The sequence below is a fragment of the Nocardia sp. XZ_19_369 genome (assembly GCF_015355715.1).
In the GTDB taxonomy this organism is placed as follows: Bacteria; Actinomycetota; Actinomycetes; order Mycobacteriales; family Mycobacteriaceae; genus Nocardia.
Genome location: NZ_JACVED010000004.1, coordinates 428,377 through 442,027 on the forward strand (window position 1 = coordinate 428,377; position 13,651 = coordinate 442,027).

Here is a 13,651-nt window from a genome sequence, read left to right on the forward strand (position 1 = left end):
AGGGGGTAGCACATGCCGAAACGACGCCCACTAAGCTGATCGGCGGTAATTGCCGACCCCTTTCCCCAGGAGTACTCCACAGTGAGCCAAGCAGGCCGTCCTGTTGTCCTGATCGCCGACAAGCTTGCCCAGTCGACCGTCGACGCGCTCGGTGACGGAGTCGAGGTTCGGTGGGTCGACGGCCCTGACCGCCCGGCTCTACTCGCCGCGGTCCCCGAAGCCGACGCACTACTCGTGCGCTCCGCGACCACGGTGGACGCCGAGGTGCTTGAGGCGGGCAAGAACCTGAAGATCGTCGCGCGCGCCGGCGTCGGCCTCGACAATGTCGACGTGCCCGCGGCTACCGAGCGCGGTGTCATGGTCGTCAACGCGCCGACCTCGAACATCCACACCGCCGCCGAGCACGCCGTCACGCTGCTGCTCGCCGCCGCGCGCCAGATCCCGGCCGCCGACGCGACGCTGCGTGAGCACACCTGGCAGCGCAGCAAGTTCAACGGCGTCGAGATCTTCGACAAGACCGTCGGCGTGGTCGGCCTCGGCCGCATCGGCCAGCTGTTCGCAGCCCGGCTTGCCGCCTTCGAGACCAAGATCGTCGCGTACGACCCCTACGTGTCGCCGGCCCGCGCCGCCCAGCTCGGCATCGAGCTGCTGAGCCTGGACGAGCTGCTCGAGCGCGCCGACCTGATCTCGGTGCACCTGCCGAAGACCCCGGAGACCAAGGGCATCATCGGCAAGGAAGCCATCGCCAAGACCAAGCCCGGCGTCATCATCGTCAACGCGGCGCGTGGCGGCCTGGTCGACGAGCAGGCGCTCGCCGATGCCATCAAGTCCGGCCACGTGCGGGCCGCCGGCCTCGACGTGTTCGAGACCGAGCCGTGCACCGACAGCCCGCTGTTCGACCTCCCGCAGGTCGTGGTGACCCCGCACCTCGGCGCGTCCACCTCCGAGGCGCAGGACCGGGCGGGCACCGATGTCGCCAAGTCCGTATTGCTCGCGCTCGCCGGGGAATTCGTGCCCGGTGCGGTGAACGTCACCGGCGGCAGCGTCGGCGAAGAGGTCGCGCCGTGGCTCGACATCGTGCGTAAGCAGGGCGCGCTGCTCGGCGCGCTGTCCGACGAACTGCCGGTCAGCGTCGAGGTGCAGGTGCGTGGCGAGCTCGCCGCGCAAGACGTTGCGGTGCTGGAACTTTCGGCGCTGCGCGGCATCTTCTCCGCACTGGTCGAAGACCAGGTGACCTTCGTCAACGCGCCGACCCTGGCCAAGGAGCGCGGCATCACCGCACAGGTGAACACCGTGTCGGAGAGCCCGAGCCACCGCAGCGTCGTCGACCTGCGCGCCGTGTTCGGCGACGGCCGCACCCTGAACGTGGCGGGCACGCTGACCGAGCCGCAGCAGGTGCAGAAGATCGTCAACATCAACGGCCGCAACTACGACATGCGCGCCGAGGGCCTGAACGTGGCCGTGCTGAACTACGAGGACAAGCCGGGTGCGCTCGGCAAGATCGGCACCAAGCTCGGCGAGGCCGGGATCGACATTCTCGCCGCACAGCTGAGCCAGGACGTCGACAAGGAAGGCGCGACGGTGATGCTGCGCGTCAACCGTGAGGTGCCCGCCGACGTGGAGTCCGCGATCGCCGAATCCGTCGGTGCCGCAAAGGTCGTCGTCGTCGACCTGTTCTGATCGAATGCCCGGACGCCGCGCACCGATCGGCACCGCGCGCACGACATCGTGCGCGGGAGTCGAAAAGGTGCGCGGCACTGGGAAATAGGGGCACTGAGCGCGGCCGGCCACGGTGCGGCCGGCGATATTGAACGGAGCGTTGTTGCAATGAAGCTTGCTGTCATCCCCGGCGACGGCATCGGACCCGAGGTCATCGCCGAGGCGCTCAAGGTGCTCGACGTGGTCCAGCCCGGTGTCGAGCGGACCGAGTACGACCTCGGCGCCAAGCGGTACCACGCGACCGGTGAGATTCTGCCGGACTCGGTGCTGCCGGAGTTGCAGCAGCACGACGCGATCCTGCTCGGCGCGATCGGCGATCCGTCGGTGCCGAGCGGCGTGCTCGAGCGCGGGCTGCTGCTGCGCACCAGGTTCGCGCTGGATCATCACGTGAATCTGCGGCCGTCCAAGCTGTTTCCGGGCGTGACCAGTCCGTTGGCGGGCACCCCCGACATCGATTTCGTCGTCGTCCGCGAGGGCACCGAGGGGCCCTACACCGGCACCGGCGGCGCGATCCGCGTGCAGACTCCGCACGAGGTGGCGACCGAGGTCAGCACCAACACCCGCTTCGGCATCGAGCGCGTGGTGCGCTACGCCTTCGCCAAGGCGCAGGCCCGCCGCAAGCACCTCACGCTGGTGCACAAGACCAATGTGCTCACCTTCGCCGGCTCGCTGTGGCAGCGCACCGTCGATGAGGTCGCGGCCGAATTCCCTGACGTGGCAACGGCTTACCAGCACATCGATGCCGCGACCATTCACATGGTGAACGACCCGGGCCGGTTCGACGTGATCGTCACCGACAATCTGTTCGGCGACATCATCACCGACCTCGCCGCCGCGGTCAGCGGTGGCATCGGCCTGGCCGCCAGCGGCAACATCGATGCCTCCGGCACCAACCCGAGCATGTTCGAGCCGGTGCACGGCAGCGCCCCCGACATCGCGGGGCAGTCCAAGGCCGACCCCACCGCCGCGATCCTCTCGGTGTCGTTGCTGCTCAACCATCTCGGCAATACCGAAGCGGCCGCCCGCATCGAATCCGCCGTCGCCAAGGACCTCGCCGCGCGCGCGGGCTCGGCCTCGACGGTCGAGATCGGCGACCGCATCGCCGCCATCGTCTGAGCGAAATCCCCTCAGGCCCTGTGCCGGAGCACTTCCGGTGCGGGACCTTTCGGGTACGTGTGAAACGCACGTGGCGTGGTAACCAGGGATTGAGTCCATGACGTTGCCGCACCAGGCCGCCCCGTCGAGGGACTACCTGGTGAAACGGAGGTTTCGGTGAACGGACGGCGCGGGAAGCAGCGGCCCCAGGTCGGCCCGTATGCCGGGCTGGACCTGCGCGACGTGCCCGGCGGCGGCAAGGGTTTCGAGCTCGAGGACGGCTGGCTGGTCGAGGTGAATGCCGGCGCTCGGCACAACCACGTGACGCAGCGGCTCGGCCGGTTCATCGACGCCGGCGCCGTCGGTGCTGCCGTGCATCTCTGCGTCGGGAGTGGCTGGGAGGTCAGCACGCGCAGCGGGGTGCGCAAGCCCGACATCATCGTGATTCCCCGTGAGGTCGCCCGGGCCGCGGTGGTCGCGGACGTGCCCAAGCGAGTTCCCGGATCCGAGGTGCGGCTGGCCGTCGAGGTCATCGCGCCGGGCAGCGGGACCGAACGCACCGACCGGGTGCGGAAGGTGCGTGAGTACGCGGCGGTCGGCATTCCGCAGTATTGGATCGTCGAGCATCAGCCCGATGTGCTGGTGCATCGGATGGTGTTGGGCGACGGCGGCTATGGCGCCGATCCCGTTGTCGGTTCCGGCAGTATCTTCGATGCGGTCGTCGACGCCGACAAGCCGTTCCGGGTCACCTTCGATCCCGCTGCGCTGCTTGCGGTTTGAAACCGACCGGGATCAACCCGTGCCGCGGTGGCGGCTCGGGCGGTGACTGATACCGACCGCGCGGCGGACGAACGCGACTGTCTCCGGGGCGATCTCGTCGAGGGGGCAGCCCGTATCGATGCGTTCGATGGCCCGCGCCAGTGCGCCGTCGATCAAATCGGCGGTCAGTTCGGGGTTCGGGTTGCCGAGCGCGGTCAGTGCCGACCGCAGCGGGGTGGCCAGTTCGCGGTGTGCGTCGGCCAGGTCGCGTCGGGCGGTCTCGTCGCGGGGGAGGATGCTACCGAGCACGGCGATGCGGTGCGCGCCGGATGCGGCCAGCGCCAAGGTGGTTCGCACGTAGGCCTCGACTTGGCCCGCGGCGGTCTCGGCCCGTTCGACCGTATCGCGCAGGCGCACGCCCCATTCCGTCAGCGCGTCCGCCACGATCCGGAACAGGATTTCGTCGCCGGAGCGGAAGTATTTATAGACGCTGCTGCGCGCCAGCCCGGCGGCCGCGCCGACCGTGGCGGGCGTCACCGCCTGCGGTCCGTTCTCTAGCAGCACCTCCCGGGCGGCGTCGAGCAGCGCGCGTTCCTGGTTCGCCCGGTGTTCGGCGACGGTCGGTGCGGCGATCCTCGGCATCGGGCTCCTGGTCCTGATAGCGACGGAATGTTTCCATACTACTCCTTGGCGACAAGGTGTCGCTAAATGCGACAGGGGCGGGGGTTGCGATGTAATCAGCAACGGCGCGCGAGGCTGCGCGATGTGTCGTGTTCAGTGGGCTGAATGGTGCATTTGTACTAAAAGTGTTGTGGCCTAGTCGTTCCCGACCTTCCACAGTGATGGTCGTCGCATCGGCCCGCGGGTCGCTGGCCCGGATCGGGCGTCAATCCGTCAGGGCTGGACGGTTATTGGGTGCGGCCGGTCGGTACCAAGGGGACGGCGGCTACCGCCAGCACGGCGGCCACCAGGTAGGCGGCCGCGAAACCGCTTGTGCTGATGAGCGCGCCGAACGCCGGCGGGACCGCGGCCATCGCCAGATTCTGGCCGGTGTTCTGGATGCCGAGGCCGCGGCCGCTCCAGTAGGGACCGGCGATCTCGGCGACGGCGGTGAAGGCCAGCCCGTTGTCGGAGACCGTGATCACCGAGGCGACGACGAGCAACGGGATTGCGGCCCACCACATGTGGGTCGCCGCCGCCAGTGCCAACGCGGCCATCGACAGCACGGCGGCGATCGCGACGGTGCGCAACGGGCCCAACCGGCTGCCGACGCGGTCGGACCAGGCACCCGCACCGATTCGTCCTGCGGCACCCAGGATTTGGGTCACGGTGACCAGAATGCCTGCGGCGGCCAACGACCAGCCCACGTCGCGGTGCAGCCACAACAGTGCGAAAGTCCACACGGTGCCCTGCGGTATGACCAGCAGCACAGAGACCGCGTGGATGCGCCACAGTGTCGAATCGCCGCGATAAGGATTGGCGCGCAACGCCGCATCGGTGCCGGCACCCGCGGGGCGCGGTGGATCGATGATGCCGATCAGGCAGCCCACCGCGGCGACGCCTGCCATCACCGCCGGCACCAAAATCGCCGCGGGCACACCGTATGTGGCCGCGACGGCGGGCACGGTCAGCGCGCCGACGGCGACGCCGAGCGGCTGGGCGGTCTGCCGAATTCCCATGGCCAGGCCCCGCCGATGCGGTGGGAACCAGCCGACGATGACGCGACCGCTCGCGCCGTTGGTGCTCGCGGCACCGATGCCGCCCAGGAACAGCAGTGCGCCCAAAGCGATGTCGTGCGTGGTGGTCGACGCGGCGACGCCGGCGATCAACATCAGCAGCGGACCGCCGATCAGCACTTTGCGCTCACCGATCCGATCGACCACGTACCCCCATGCGATCAATGTGCAGACCAATCCCAGTGTGGGCATTGCCACCAGCAGCCCCGTGGTGGCCAGCGGCATGCCCCGATCGGTCAGCGCGGGCAGCAGGAAGGGGACACCGTGCACGAAGACCGCGCTGGCGGCCTGCGCGAAGACGCCGAGGCCGAGCATGGACCACCGTCGGGTCTCCTGGATCTGCGGGACGGTAGCCATCGGCCTCACCTCGTGTCTCATTATTTGGGAACCAAGTCCCATTCAGTGAACGGCGAGACTTACGTTACACCGGCCGGGCAAGTGGATTACGGGCAGTGGATGTCGGCCTGCGCACAGCTGGCTCAACCCGCCGGTGCGCGGCCGTGCGTACCGCTCGGTTGGGCGCGTTCGGGCAGGTGGAAGCCGGTCGATAGACTGCCCGGCATGCGTCTAGGTCGAGTAGCCAGTCCCGATGGGGTCGCGTTCGTCAGCATCGAGGGGGACGGAAGCGACAGCATCGCGAAGGAAATCGCGGAACACCCGTTCGGTACGCCGACGTTCACCGGGCGGAGCTGGCCGCTGGCCGATGTGCGCCTGCTCGCGCCCATCCTGGCGAGCAAGGTAGTGTGTATCGGCAAGAACTACGCGGCGCACGCGGCCGAAATGGGCGGGCCCGCACCGGAAGATCCGGTGATCTTCCTCAAGCCGAACACCTCGATCGTCGGGCCGAACGCCCCGATCATCCTGCCGCCCAGCTCCTCTCAGGTCGACTACGAGGGCGAGCTCGCCGTCGTCATCGGCCGCCCGTGCAAGGACGTGCCCGCCGCCCGCGCGCTGGACGTGGTGCTCGGCTACACCGTCGCCAACGATGTGACCGCGCGTGATCAGCAGCGCCACGACGGCCAATGGACCAGGGGCAAGGGCTACGACACCTTCTGCCCGCTCGGCCCGTGGATCGAAACCTCCTTGGACCCCTCGGATCTGGAGATCGTCACCGAGCTCGACGGCGAAGTCCGCCAGCGCAGCCGCACTTCGCTTCTACTGCACGACATTCCGAAGCTCATCGAATGGATCAGCACGGTGATGACGCTGCTGCCCGGTGACGTCATCCTCACCGGCACGCCCGAGGGCGTCGGTCCGGTCCAGGCCGGCCAGCAAGTGTCCGTGACCGTGGAGGGCATCGGCACCCTCATCAATCCCGTTGCCGCCAAGCACCGCTAGTGACTGCTTGCCGGTCACTGGTAATGGTCAGCTAGTCGAAAGAGAGCCATGACTGAAGTACGGGTCCGCTTCTGCCCGTCGCCGACCGGGACGCCGCACGTCGGCCTGATCCGGACGGCGCTGTTCAACTGGGCCTACGCCCGGCACCACGGTGGAAAGTTCGTGTTCCGCATCGAAGACACCGATGCGGCACGGGATTCCGAGGACTCCTACCGCGCGCTGCTCGACGCGATGCGCTGGCTCGGCCTCACCTGGGACGAGGGCCCGGAGGTCGGCGGCCCCTACGAGCCGTACCGCCAGTCGCTGCGCAAGGACCTGCACCTCGATGTGGTCCGGCGGCTGCTCGAGGCGGGGGAGGCCTACGAATCCTTCTCCACCCCTGAGGAAGTCGAGGCGCGTCATCGCGCGGCCGGCCGTGACCCGAAACTCGGCTACGACAACTACGATCGCGAGCTCACCGCGCAGCAGATCGAGGCGTACCGAGATGCCGGGCGCCCCGCGGTGATTCGCCTCCGCATGCCCGACGAGGATCTCAGCTGGCACGATCTGGTGCGCGGCGAGACCACCTTCAAAGCGGGCACCGTGCCGGACTTCGCGCTCACCCGCGGCACCGGCGATCCGTTGTACACGCTGGTCAACCCGGTCGACGACGCCTTGATGAAGATCACTCACGTGTTGCGCGGCGAGGACCTGCTCTCCTCGACACCGCGCCAGCTCGCGCTCTACGGTGCCCTGCGCCGGATCGGCGTGGCCGACTTCACGCCGGAGTTCGGTCACCTGCCGTTCGTCATGGGACAGGGCAACAAGAAGTTGTCCAAGCGCGATCCCGAGTCGAATCTGTTCGTCCATCGGGACCGCGGATTCATCCCGGAAGGTTTGCTGAATTACCTGGCACTTCTCGGCTGGAGCATCGCAGACGACCACGACCTGTTCACCATGGCGGAGATGGTTGCTGCGTTCGACATATCGAAAGTAAATTCGAATCCGGCCAGATTTGATCAGAAGAAGGCGGATGCGCTCAACGCTGAGCACATCAGATTGCTGGAACCCGCTGATTTCGGCAACCGACTGCGCGAGTACCTGACCCAACATGGTCATATCGGCGCCGAAATCGATGAGAAGATCTTCGCCGCGGCGGCCGAACTCGTGCAGACCCGGATCGTCGTCTTGTCCGATGCTTGGGAACTGTTGCGTTTCCTGTTGGCGCCCGCCGAACAATTTGCGATCGACCCCGCCGCGGGAGCCAAGAATCTCGGCGCCGACGCAACCCCGGTATTGCAAGCTGCTATTACTGCGTTGGAGCCACTCGCGCAGTGGTCGACATCCGCTATAGAAGAAGCGCTGAAAACCGCGCTGATCGATGAACTGGGCCTCAAACCGCGCAAGGCATTCGCGCCCGTGCGCGTCGCGGTGACCGGATCACACATCAGCCCGCCACTGTACGAGTCGCTCGAACTGCTCGGCCGCGAAGCAAGCCTCGCGCGGCTGCGCTCCGCACTGGAGTGGTCGGCAACTGCCTGAAAACGGCGAAACAGGCCGAAAACATGGCTTTGACCAGGCGATTTGTAGTTAACCCGTAGCCGTTTGGTACTCTTCTTCTCGGCTCGGAACAAGGCCTCGCAGTCACCCAGACGCGAGGCTGAAAGACCTGGTCATTGGGGTATGGTGTAATTGGCAACACAGCTGATTCTGGTTCAGCCATTCTAGGTTCGAGTCCTGGTACCCCAGCGGAGAGATTGTTGTCGAGATCGGTTGCGCGGCCGAAATCAGTACAGCAGCTGGCGATTTGGTCGCCACGCTCCGGCCAGCTAAGCTAGCCGAGCCTCCTGATCGAAAGATCAACCAAAGGTGCTCCTCGTGCAAACGAGAAGCAGTCCTGGCCCCGTCGTCTAGCGGCCTAGGACGCCGCCCTCTCAAGGCGGTAGCGCGGGTTCGAATCCCGTCGGGGCTACACAGATGCAAGGCCTATGCCCATGGGGCATGGGCCTTGTCTGTTTCGCAATGTCTTTTGGGGGTGCAACCCCCAAACCCCGCCCGGCGGGCTTCGCCGCCCCCGGACCCCCGGCCGAGAGGCTTCGCCCTCGGCGCGCATGGGGGTTGGTGAGGTGGGGATCTTTCGTTTCGATGGCAGGGCAGGGAACCCCAGGTACAGCGAAGGCCCTCCGGTCGGTGACCGGAGGGCCTTTTTCGGCTGCGGGAGGTTATCCGCTCTTGCGGCGGAATTCGCGCTTGTGGCTGGCGCTGCCGTGGGTGGCGTTGGCGCCCTTGGAACGGCCGTCGAGGTGGTCGGCGGTGCGGGCGTTGTGCTGGTTTTTGCGGTCGAGCGCCTCTTTGAACTTGCGCTTCAGCTCGTCGGCGCTGGTGCCCTCGGTGTTGCTCGAGCTCGGGGAACTATCCGGTTCCGTCATCGCCGTCTCCTCGTGGTGGCGGCCGGGTGCCGCGGAACAGGTCCAGCGGGTTTCGGCCGATTGGTGTCGAACGGTTCGACGTTAGTCGCCGGAGGGGGGCGATGTCAGGTCGATATCGGGGCGCGTCGGGGGGCTGTGCCGCAACGCATAGGCGGGTCAGTCGAGGTATTGGGCGGTGGTGCCGCCGAGGGGGAGCTGGGGGAGGCCGAGCTTGCGGTGATCCCAGCTGCGAATGCGGTGTGCGACGACGCGGATGGCGGTGCGCTTGTGCAGCATGGCCTCGACCATCGGACGGACGTCTTCGCTGTAGGGGCCGGTGTAGCGCTCCCACACACTGACACCGACGGCGAAGAGCTTGTCGGGGTCGTCGACGATCTCGGCGTGACCCTCGAGGGAGACGCCGCGCAACTGGTCGTAGGTCTGGCCGGCCTCGATCATGCAGGTGATGCGCGGATCGCGACGTAGGTTGACGGCTTTCTGCGATTTGGCCTTGGTTTCGAACCACAGCTCGCCATCGATGAGCGCATACCACATGGCGGTCAGGTGCGGGGTGCCCTTGGGGCCGATGGTCGCCAGGGTGGCGATGCGGCTGCGCTCCAGGAACTCGGTGATCTCGGTGTCGGACATGACGATCTGTGCCCGTTGGTTGACTCCCATGGACTCACTCTAGAAGGTCATTTCTAGAACGTGTTATAGGCGCTTGTGTAGTGCTTCGGCGGCGGCGACCAGGTCGGCGGCCCAGCGTGCGCCGGGCCTGCGGCCCATGCGGTCGATCGGGCCGGAGGCCGAGACGGCGGCGATCACAGTGCCGCCGGCGTCGCGCACGGGGGCGGAAACGCTGGCCACGCCAGAGGCGCGTTCGGCCGCGCTCTGTGCCCAGCCGCGCTTGCGCACTTCGGTCAGCGCGCGTTCGCCGAAGACGGCGTCGGCGAGGATGGTGCGTTGCAGGTCGGGATCGGCCCAGGCGAGCAGCACTTTGGCGGCGGAGCCTGCGGTGAGCGGCAGTCGCGCGCCGACGGGGACGGTGTCGCGGAGTCCGACGGGCGGTTCCAGCGCTGCGACGCAGATGCGCGCATTGCCGTCCAGGCGGTACAGCTGGACGCTTTCGCCGGTGATCTCGCGCAACCGGGGCAGGATCGCCGACGCGGCCTCCAGCAGCGGATCGGTGGCGCCTGCGGCGAGCTCGGCGAGGGCGGGGCCGGGGCGCCACATTCCGGTGTTGTCGCGGGCCAGCAGCCGGTGCACTTCCAGGCCGACGGCCAGGCGATGAGCGGTGGCGCGGGGCAGGCCGGTACGGGCGCACAGCTCGTTGAGACCGCAGGGGTGCTCGGCGACGGCGTACAACACCGCCACTGCTTTGTCGAGGACGCCGATGCCGCTATGCTGTCTCATAGAACGATACTAGCGTCTCGGATGTTGGGAAATCCACTGCTGGGTGTTCCCCGCGCGGAATCTCCAACGGGGCATCCGACCTCGCATATCCGAAAACTTGTGCAGCCGCCCCCGCGCGCCCAGCCCGGACCGCGACCGGATGCTCGTCGAAAGGTGATCGAGAAATGGCACAGCCACGCACCATGGCCGAAAAGGTGTGGGAGCAGCACGTCGTAGCCCGCGGTTCGGGCGAGGGCGTCGGGCGCGAACCCGACCTGATCTACATCGACCTGCATCTCGTGCACGAGGTGACCAGCCCGCAGGCCTTCGACGGCCTCCGCGCGGCGGGCAGGCCGGTCCGGCGGCCCGATCTGACCATCGCGACCGAGGACCACAATGTCCCGACCGCCGACATCGATAAGCCCATCGCGGACCCGATTTCGCGCACCCAGGTGGACACACTGCGCCGCAACTGCGCGGAATTCGGTGTGCGCCTGCATCCGATGGGCGATCTGGACCAGGGCATCGTGCACGTCGTCGGCCCCCAGCTCGGCCTCACCCAGCCGGGAATGACGGTGGTGTGCGGGGACAGTCACACCTCGACGCACGGCGCGTTCGGTGCGCTGGCGATGGGTATCGGCACCTCCGAGGTCGAACATGTCCTTGCTACCCAGACACTCTCGCTGAGCCCGTTCAAGACGATGGCGATCACCGTGGACGGCACGTTGACCCCCGGTGTGACGAGCAAGGACCTGATTCTGGCTGTGATCGCCAAAATCGGCACCGGCGGCGGCCAGGGCTACGTGCTGGAGTACCGCGGCGAGGCGATTCGGGCCATGTCGATGGAGGCGCGAATGACCATCTGCAACATGTCCATCGAAGCGGGCGCCAGAGCCGGCATGATCGCCCCGGACGAAACGACCTATGAATTCCTCGAAGGACGCCCGCACGCGCCGCAGGGAGCCGACTGGACGGCAGCAGTGGCCGCCTGGGAAGCGCTGAAGACCGACGAGGGCGCGGTGTTCGACGCCGAGGTGCACATCGACGCGAGCGAGCTGACCCCGTTCGTCACCTGGGGCACCAACCCCGGACAGGGCGCGCCCCTTGGCGAATCGGTGCCGGACCCCGCCCAGATCGCCGATGAGACGGCGCGCGAGTCCGCCGCGAAAGCGCTGCGGTACATGGATTTGGAGCCGGGCACTCCGCTTCGGCAGGTCTCGGTCGACACCGTATTCGTCGGATCGTGCACCAACGGACGCATCGAGGATTTGCGTGCGGTGGCCGGTATTTTAAAGGGACGCAAGGTCGCCGACTCGGTACGAATGTTGGTTGTACCGGGGTCGATGCGGGTTCGCGCACAGGCTGAATTAGAAGGACTGGGCGAGATTTTCACCGCGGCGGGCGCCGAATGGCGGCAGGCGGGCTGCTCAATGTGCCTGGGAATGAATCCGGATCAGCTCGAACCGGGCCAGCGCTGCGCCTCGACGTCGAACCGGAACTTCGAGGGCCGGCAGGGCAAAGGTGGCCGTACGCACCTGGTTTCCCCGCTCGTAGCGGCCGCGACGGCGGTTCGCGGAACCCTGTCCTCGCCTGCGGATCTGGACTGACCGGACGCGATACCCCTACCGACTCAGGAGAATCAATGGAAGCCTTCACCGTGCACAAGGGGATCGGCGTGCCGTTCCGCCGTTCCAATGTCGATACCGATCAGATCATCCCGGCTGTGTACCTGAAGCGGGTGACCCGCACTGGATTCGAGGACGGACTCTTCGCCGCGTGGCGTAACGATCCGGACTTCATTCTGAACAACGAGCCGTACAACCGGGGAAGTGTGCTGGTAGCGGGCCCGGATTTCGGCACAGGATCGTCGCGTGAGCACGCCGTTTGGGCGCTGTCGGACTACGGCTTTCGGGTGGTGATCTCGTCCCGGTTCGCCGACATCTTCCGTGGCAATGCCGGTAAGGGCGGGCTGTTGGCCGCTCAGATGTCACAGAACGATGTCGAAATGCTCTGGAAGTTGCTCGAGGAACAGCCCGGACTCGAATTGGTTGTGGACCTCGAGGCGCGCACGGTGACCGCCGGAACCGCCGTGTTGCCGTTCGATATTGATGACTACACACGGTGGCGTCTGCTCGAAGGATTGGACGACATCGGGCTCACCCTGCGCCGCAGCGACACCATCGCCCAGTTCGAAAACGCAAGGCCAGCATGGAAACCCACTACCCTCCCGGCACGTATTTCGCAGTCCTAAACACCCCGGGGTGTTAGCTGGATGGCAAGGGGGCCGATAGCTGGACGTGTGCTAAACCACATGAATTTTGGCGTGGCACATAGACTCTTGCCCAAAGTGGGTTTACCGTGGTACCTAGTCGGTCCGACGACGGGCCATTAGTCTGCGGAGGATTCAATGAACAAGGCGGAACTGATCGACGTTCTGACCGAAAAGTTGGGTACTGATAGGCGCACGGCCACCGCGGCAGTCGAGCATGTGGTCGACACCATCGTGCGCGCGGTGCACAAGGGTCAGAGCGTCACAATCACCGGATTCGGTGTGTTCGAACAGCGCAAGCGTGCGGCTCGAGTTGCCAGGAACCCGCGCACCGGCGAAACCGTCAAGGTGAAGCCCACTTCGGTGCCTGCGTTCCGTCCGGGCGCTCAGTTCAAGGCCGTGATCGCGGGTAAGCAGAAGCTCGCCCAGAGCGGTCCCGCCGTCAAGCGCGGCGTGAATGCGCCGGTGGCGGCGAAGAAGGCGGCTGCCAAGAAGACGGCGGCCAAGAAGACCGCCGCCAAGAAGGCCACCCCCACGAAGGGCCCGGCCAAGACCACGGCGAAGAAGGCCGCCAAGAAGGCGCCCGCAAAGACCGCTGCTCGCAAGACGACCGCGGCCAAGGCGCCCGCCAAGAAGACGGCTGCCAAGAAGACGGCCGTGAAGAAGGCGCCTGCCAAGAAGGTCACCGCCGCCAAGAAGGCGCCGGCCAAGAAGGTCACCGCGGCCAAGAAGACGGTCGCCAAGAAGGCTCCGGCCAAGAAGTCGGCCGCCAAGAAGGCGCCCGCTCGCGGTCGCCGCTAGATACTGCGCCAGTACGGTATTGGCGCCGGGTGACCGGTCGTGCGGCCGAATCACCCGCTGTACCGATCGAACACGGCCCCGGAGGATGCCTCCGGGGCCGTTTCGGTTGTCTGGGGCTGTCTTTCAGGGGGCTGTTCCGGTGCTGCCGGGGGCGG

13 protein-coding genes and 2 tRNA genes are annotated in these 13,651 nt (G+C 66.8%); 10 read left to right on the top strand and 5 right to left on the bottom strand.

Annotation, left to right across the window (positions count from 1 at the left end):
- The first annotated feature begins 81 nt into the window (after positions 1 to 81).
- From serA to IBX18_RS17280, 3 genes are all read left to right on the top strand, one after another.
- Positions 82 to 1,680, top strand: a complete 1,599-nt coding sequence (serA, locus tag IBX18_RS17270) for a phosphoglycerate dehydrogenase (RefSeq protein ID WP_194834650.1) — start codon at positions 82 to 84, stop codon at positions 1,678 to 1,680.
- Positions 1,681 to 1,827: 147 nt separating this feature from the next.
- On the top strand, positions 1,828 to 2,835 hold the full coding sequence (locus tag IBX18_RS17275) for a 3-isopropylmalate dehydrogenase (RefSeq protein WP_194834651.1): 1,008 nt from the start codon (positions 1,828 to 1,830) through the stop codon (positions 2,833 to 2,835).
- Between the two features lie 156 nt (positions 2,836 to 2,991).
- A complete protein-coding gene (locus tag IBX18_RS17280; protein WP_306796297.1) occupies positions 2,992 to 3,594 on the top strand; it encodes a Uma2 family endonuclease in 603 nt (200 codons plus the stop codon).
- Between the two features lie 12 nt (positions 3,595 to 3,606).
- Here the strand turns inward: IBX18_RS17280 and IBX18_RS17285 are convergent, their stop codons facing one another.
- Entirely contained in the window at positions 3,607 to 4,215 is a 609-nt protein-coding gene (locus tag IBX18_RS17285; protein ID WP_194834652.1) for a TetR/AcrR family transcriptional regulator, read from the bottom strand.
- 266 nt (positions 4,216 to 4,481) lie between these two features.
- A complete protein-coding gene (locus tag IBX18_RS17290; RefSeq protein ID WP_194834653.1) occupies positions 4,482 to 5,666 on the bottom strand; it encodes an MFS transporter in 1,185 nt (394 codons plus the stop codon).
- A 204-nt stretch (positions 5,667 to 5,870) separates the two neighbouring features.
- Here IBX18_RS17290 and IBX18_RS17295 point away from each other — a divergent pair, with 204 nt between their 5' ends.
- From IBX18_RS17295 to IBX18_RS17310, 4 genes are all read left to right on the top strand, one after another.
- Positions 5,871 to 6,647 carry a fumarylacetoacetate hydrolase family protein gene (locus tag IBX18_RS17295; RefSeq protein WP_194834654.1) on the top strand — a complete coding sequence of 259 codons (777 nt, stop codon included), beginning with the start codon at positions 5,871 to 5,873 and terminating at the stop codon, positions 6,645 to 6,647.
- Positions 6,648 to 6,695: 48 nt separating this feature from the next.
- Positions 6,696 to 8,168, top strand: coding sequence for a glutamate--tRNA ligase (gltX, locus tag IBX18_RS17300; protein WP_194834655.1), 1,473 nt, complete (start codon positions 6,696 to 6,698; stop codon positions 8,166 to 8,168).
- Between the two features lie 135 nt (positions 8,169 to 8,303).
- A tRNA-Gln gene (locus IBX18_RS17305) sits at positions 8,304 to 8,375 on the top strand.
- 150 nt (positions 8,376 to 8,525) lie between these two features.
- Positions 8,526 to 8,598: transfer RNA gene (locus IBX18_RS17310), tRNA-Glu, on the top strand.
- A gap of 250 nt (positions 8,599 to 8,848) precedes the next feature.
- Here the strand turns inward: IBX18_RS17310 and IBX18_RS17315 are convergent.
- The 3 genes from IBX18_RS17315 to IBX18_RS17325 all read right to left on the bottom strand — a co-directional run bounded on the left by IBX18_RS17315 (position 8,849) and on the right by IBX18_RS17325 (position 10,447).
- The gene (locus tag IBX18_RS17315) at positions 8,849 to 9,055 is read right to left on the bottom strand and encodes a DUF5302 domain-containing protein (RefSeq protein ID WP_107658473.1); all 207 of its coding nucleotides are present in this window, start codon (positions 9,053 to 9,055) and stop codon (positions 8,849 to 8,851) included.
- A 156-nt stretch (positions 9,056 to 9,211) separates the two neighbouring features.
- Positions 9,212 to 9,712 carry a pyridoxamine 5'-phosphate oxidase family protein gene (locus IBX18_RS17320; protein ID WP_194834656.1) on the bottom strand — a complete coding sequence of 167 codons (501 nt, stop codon included), beginning with the start codon at positions 9,710 to 9,712 and terminating at the stop codon, positions 9,212 to 9,214.
- Positions 9,713 to 9,745: 33 nt separating this feature from the next.
- Entirely contained in the window at positions 9,746 to 10,447 is a 702-nt protein-coding gene (locus IBX18_RS17325; RefSeq protein ID WP_194834657.1) for an IclR family transcriptional regulator, read from the bottom strand.
- A 164-nt stretch (positions 10,448 to 10,611) separates the two neighbouring features.
- On the opposite strand from IBX18_RS17325, the gene leuC reads away from it, so the two are divergent.
- From leuC to IBX18_RS17340, 3 genes are all read left to right on the top strand, one after another.
- A complete protein-coding gene (leuC, locus tag IBX18_RS17330) occupies positions 10,612 to 12,033 on the top strand; it encodes a 3-isopropylmalate dehydratase large subunit (protein WP_194834658.1) in 1,422 nt (473 codons plus the stop codon).
- A 35-nt stretch (positions 12,034 to 12,068) separates the two neighbouring features.
- Positions 12,069 to 12,677, top strand: a complete 609-nt coding sequence (gene leuD / locus IBX18_RS17335) for a 3-isopropylmalate dehydratase small subunit (protein ID WP_107658469.1) — start codon at positions 12,069 to 12,071, stop codon at positions 12,675 to 12,677.
- 156 nt (positions 12,678 to 12,833) lie between these two features.
- Positions 12,834 to 13,496, top strand: coding sequence for an HU family DNA-binding protein (locus IBX18_RS17340; RefSeq protein WP_107658468.1), 663 nt, complete (start codon positions 12,834 to 12,836; stop codon positions 13,494 to 13,496).
- The last annotated feature ends 155 nt before the right edge of the window (positions 13,497 to 13,651 follow it).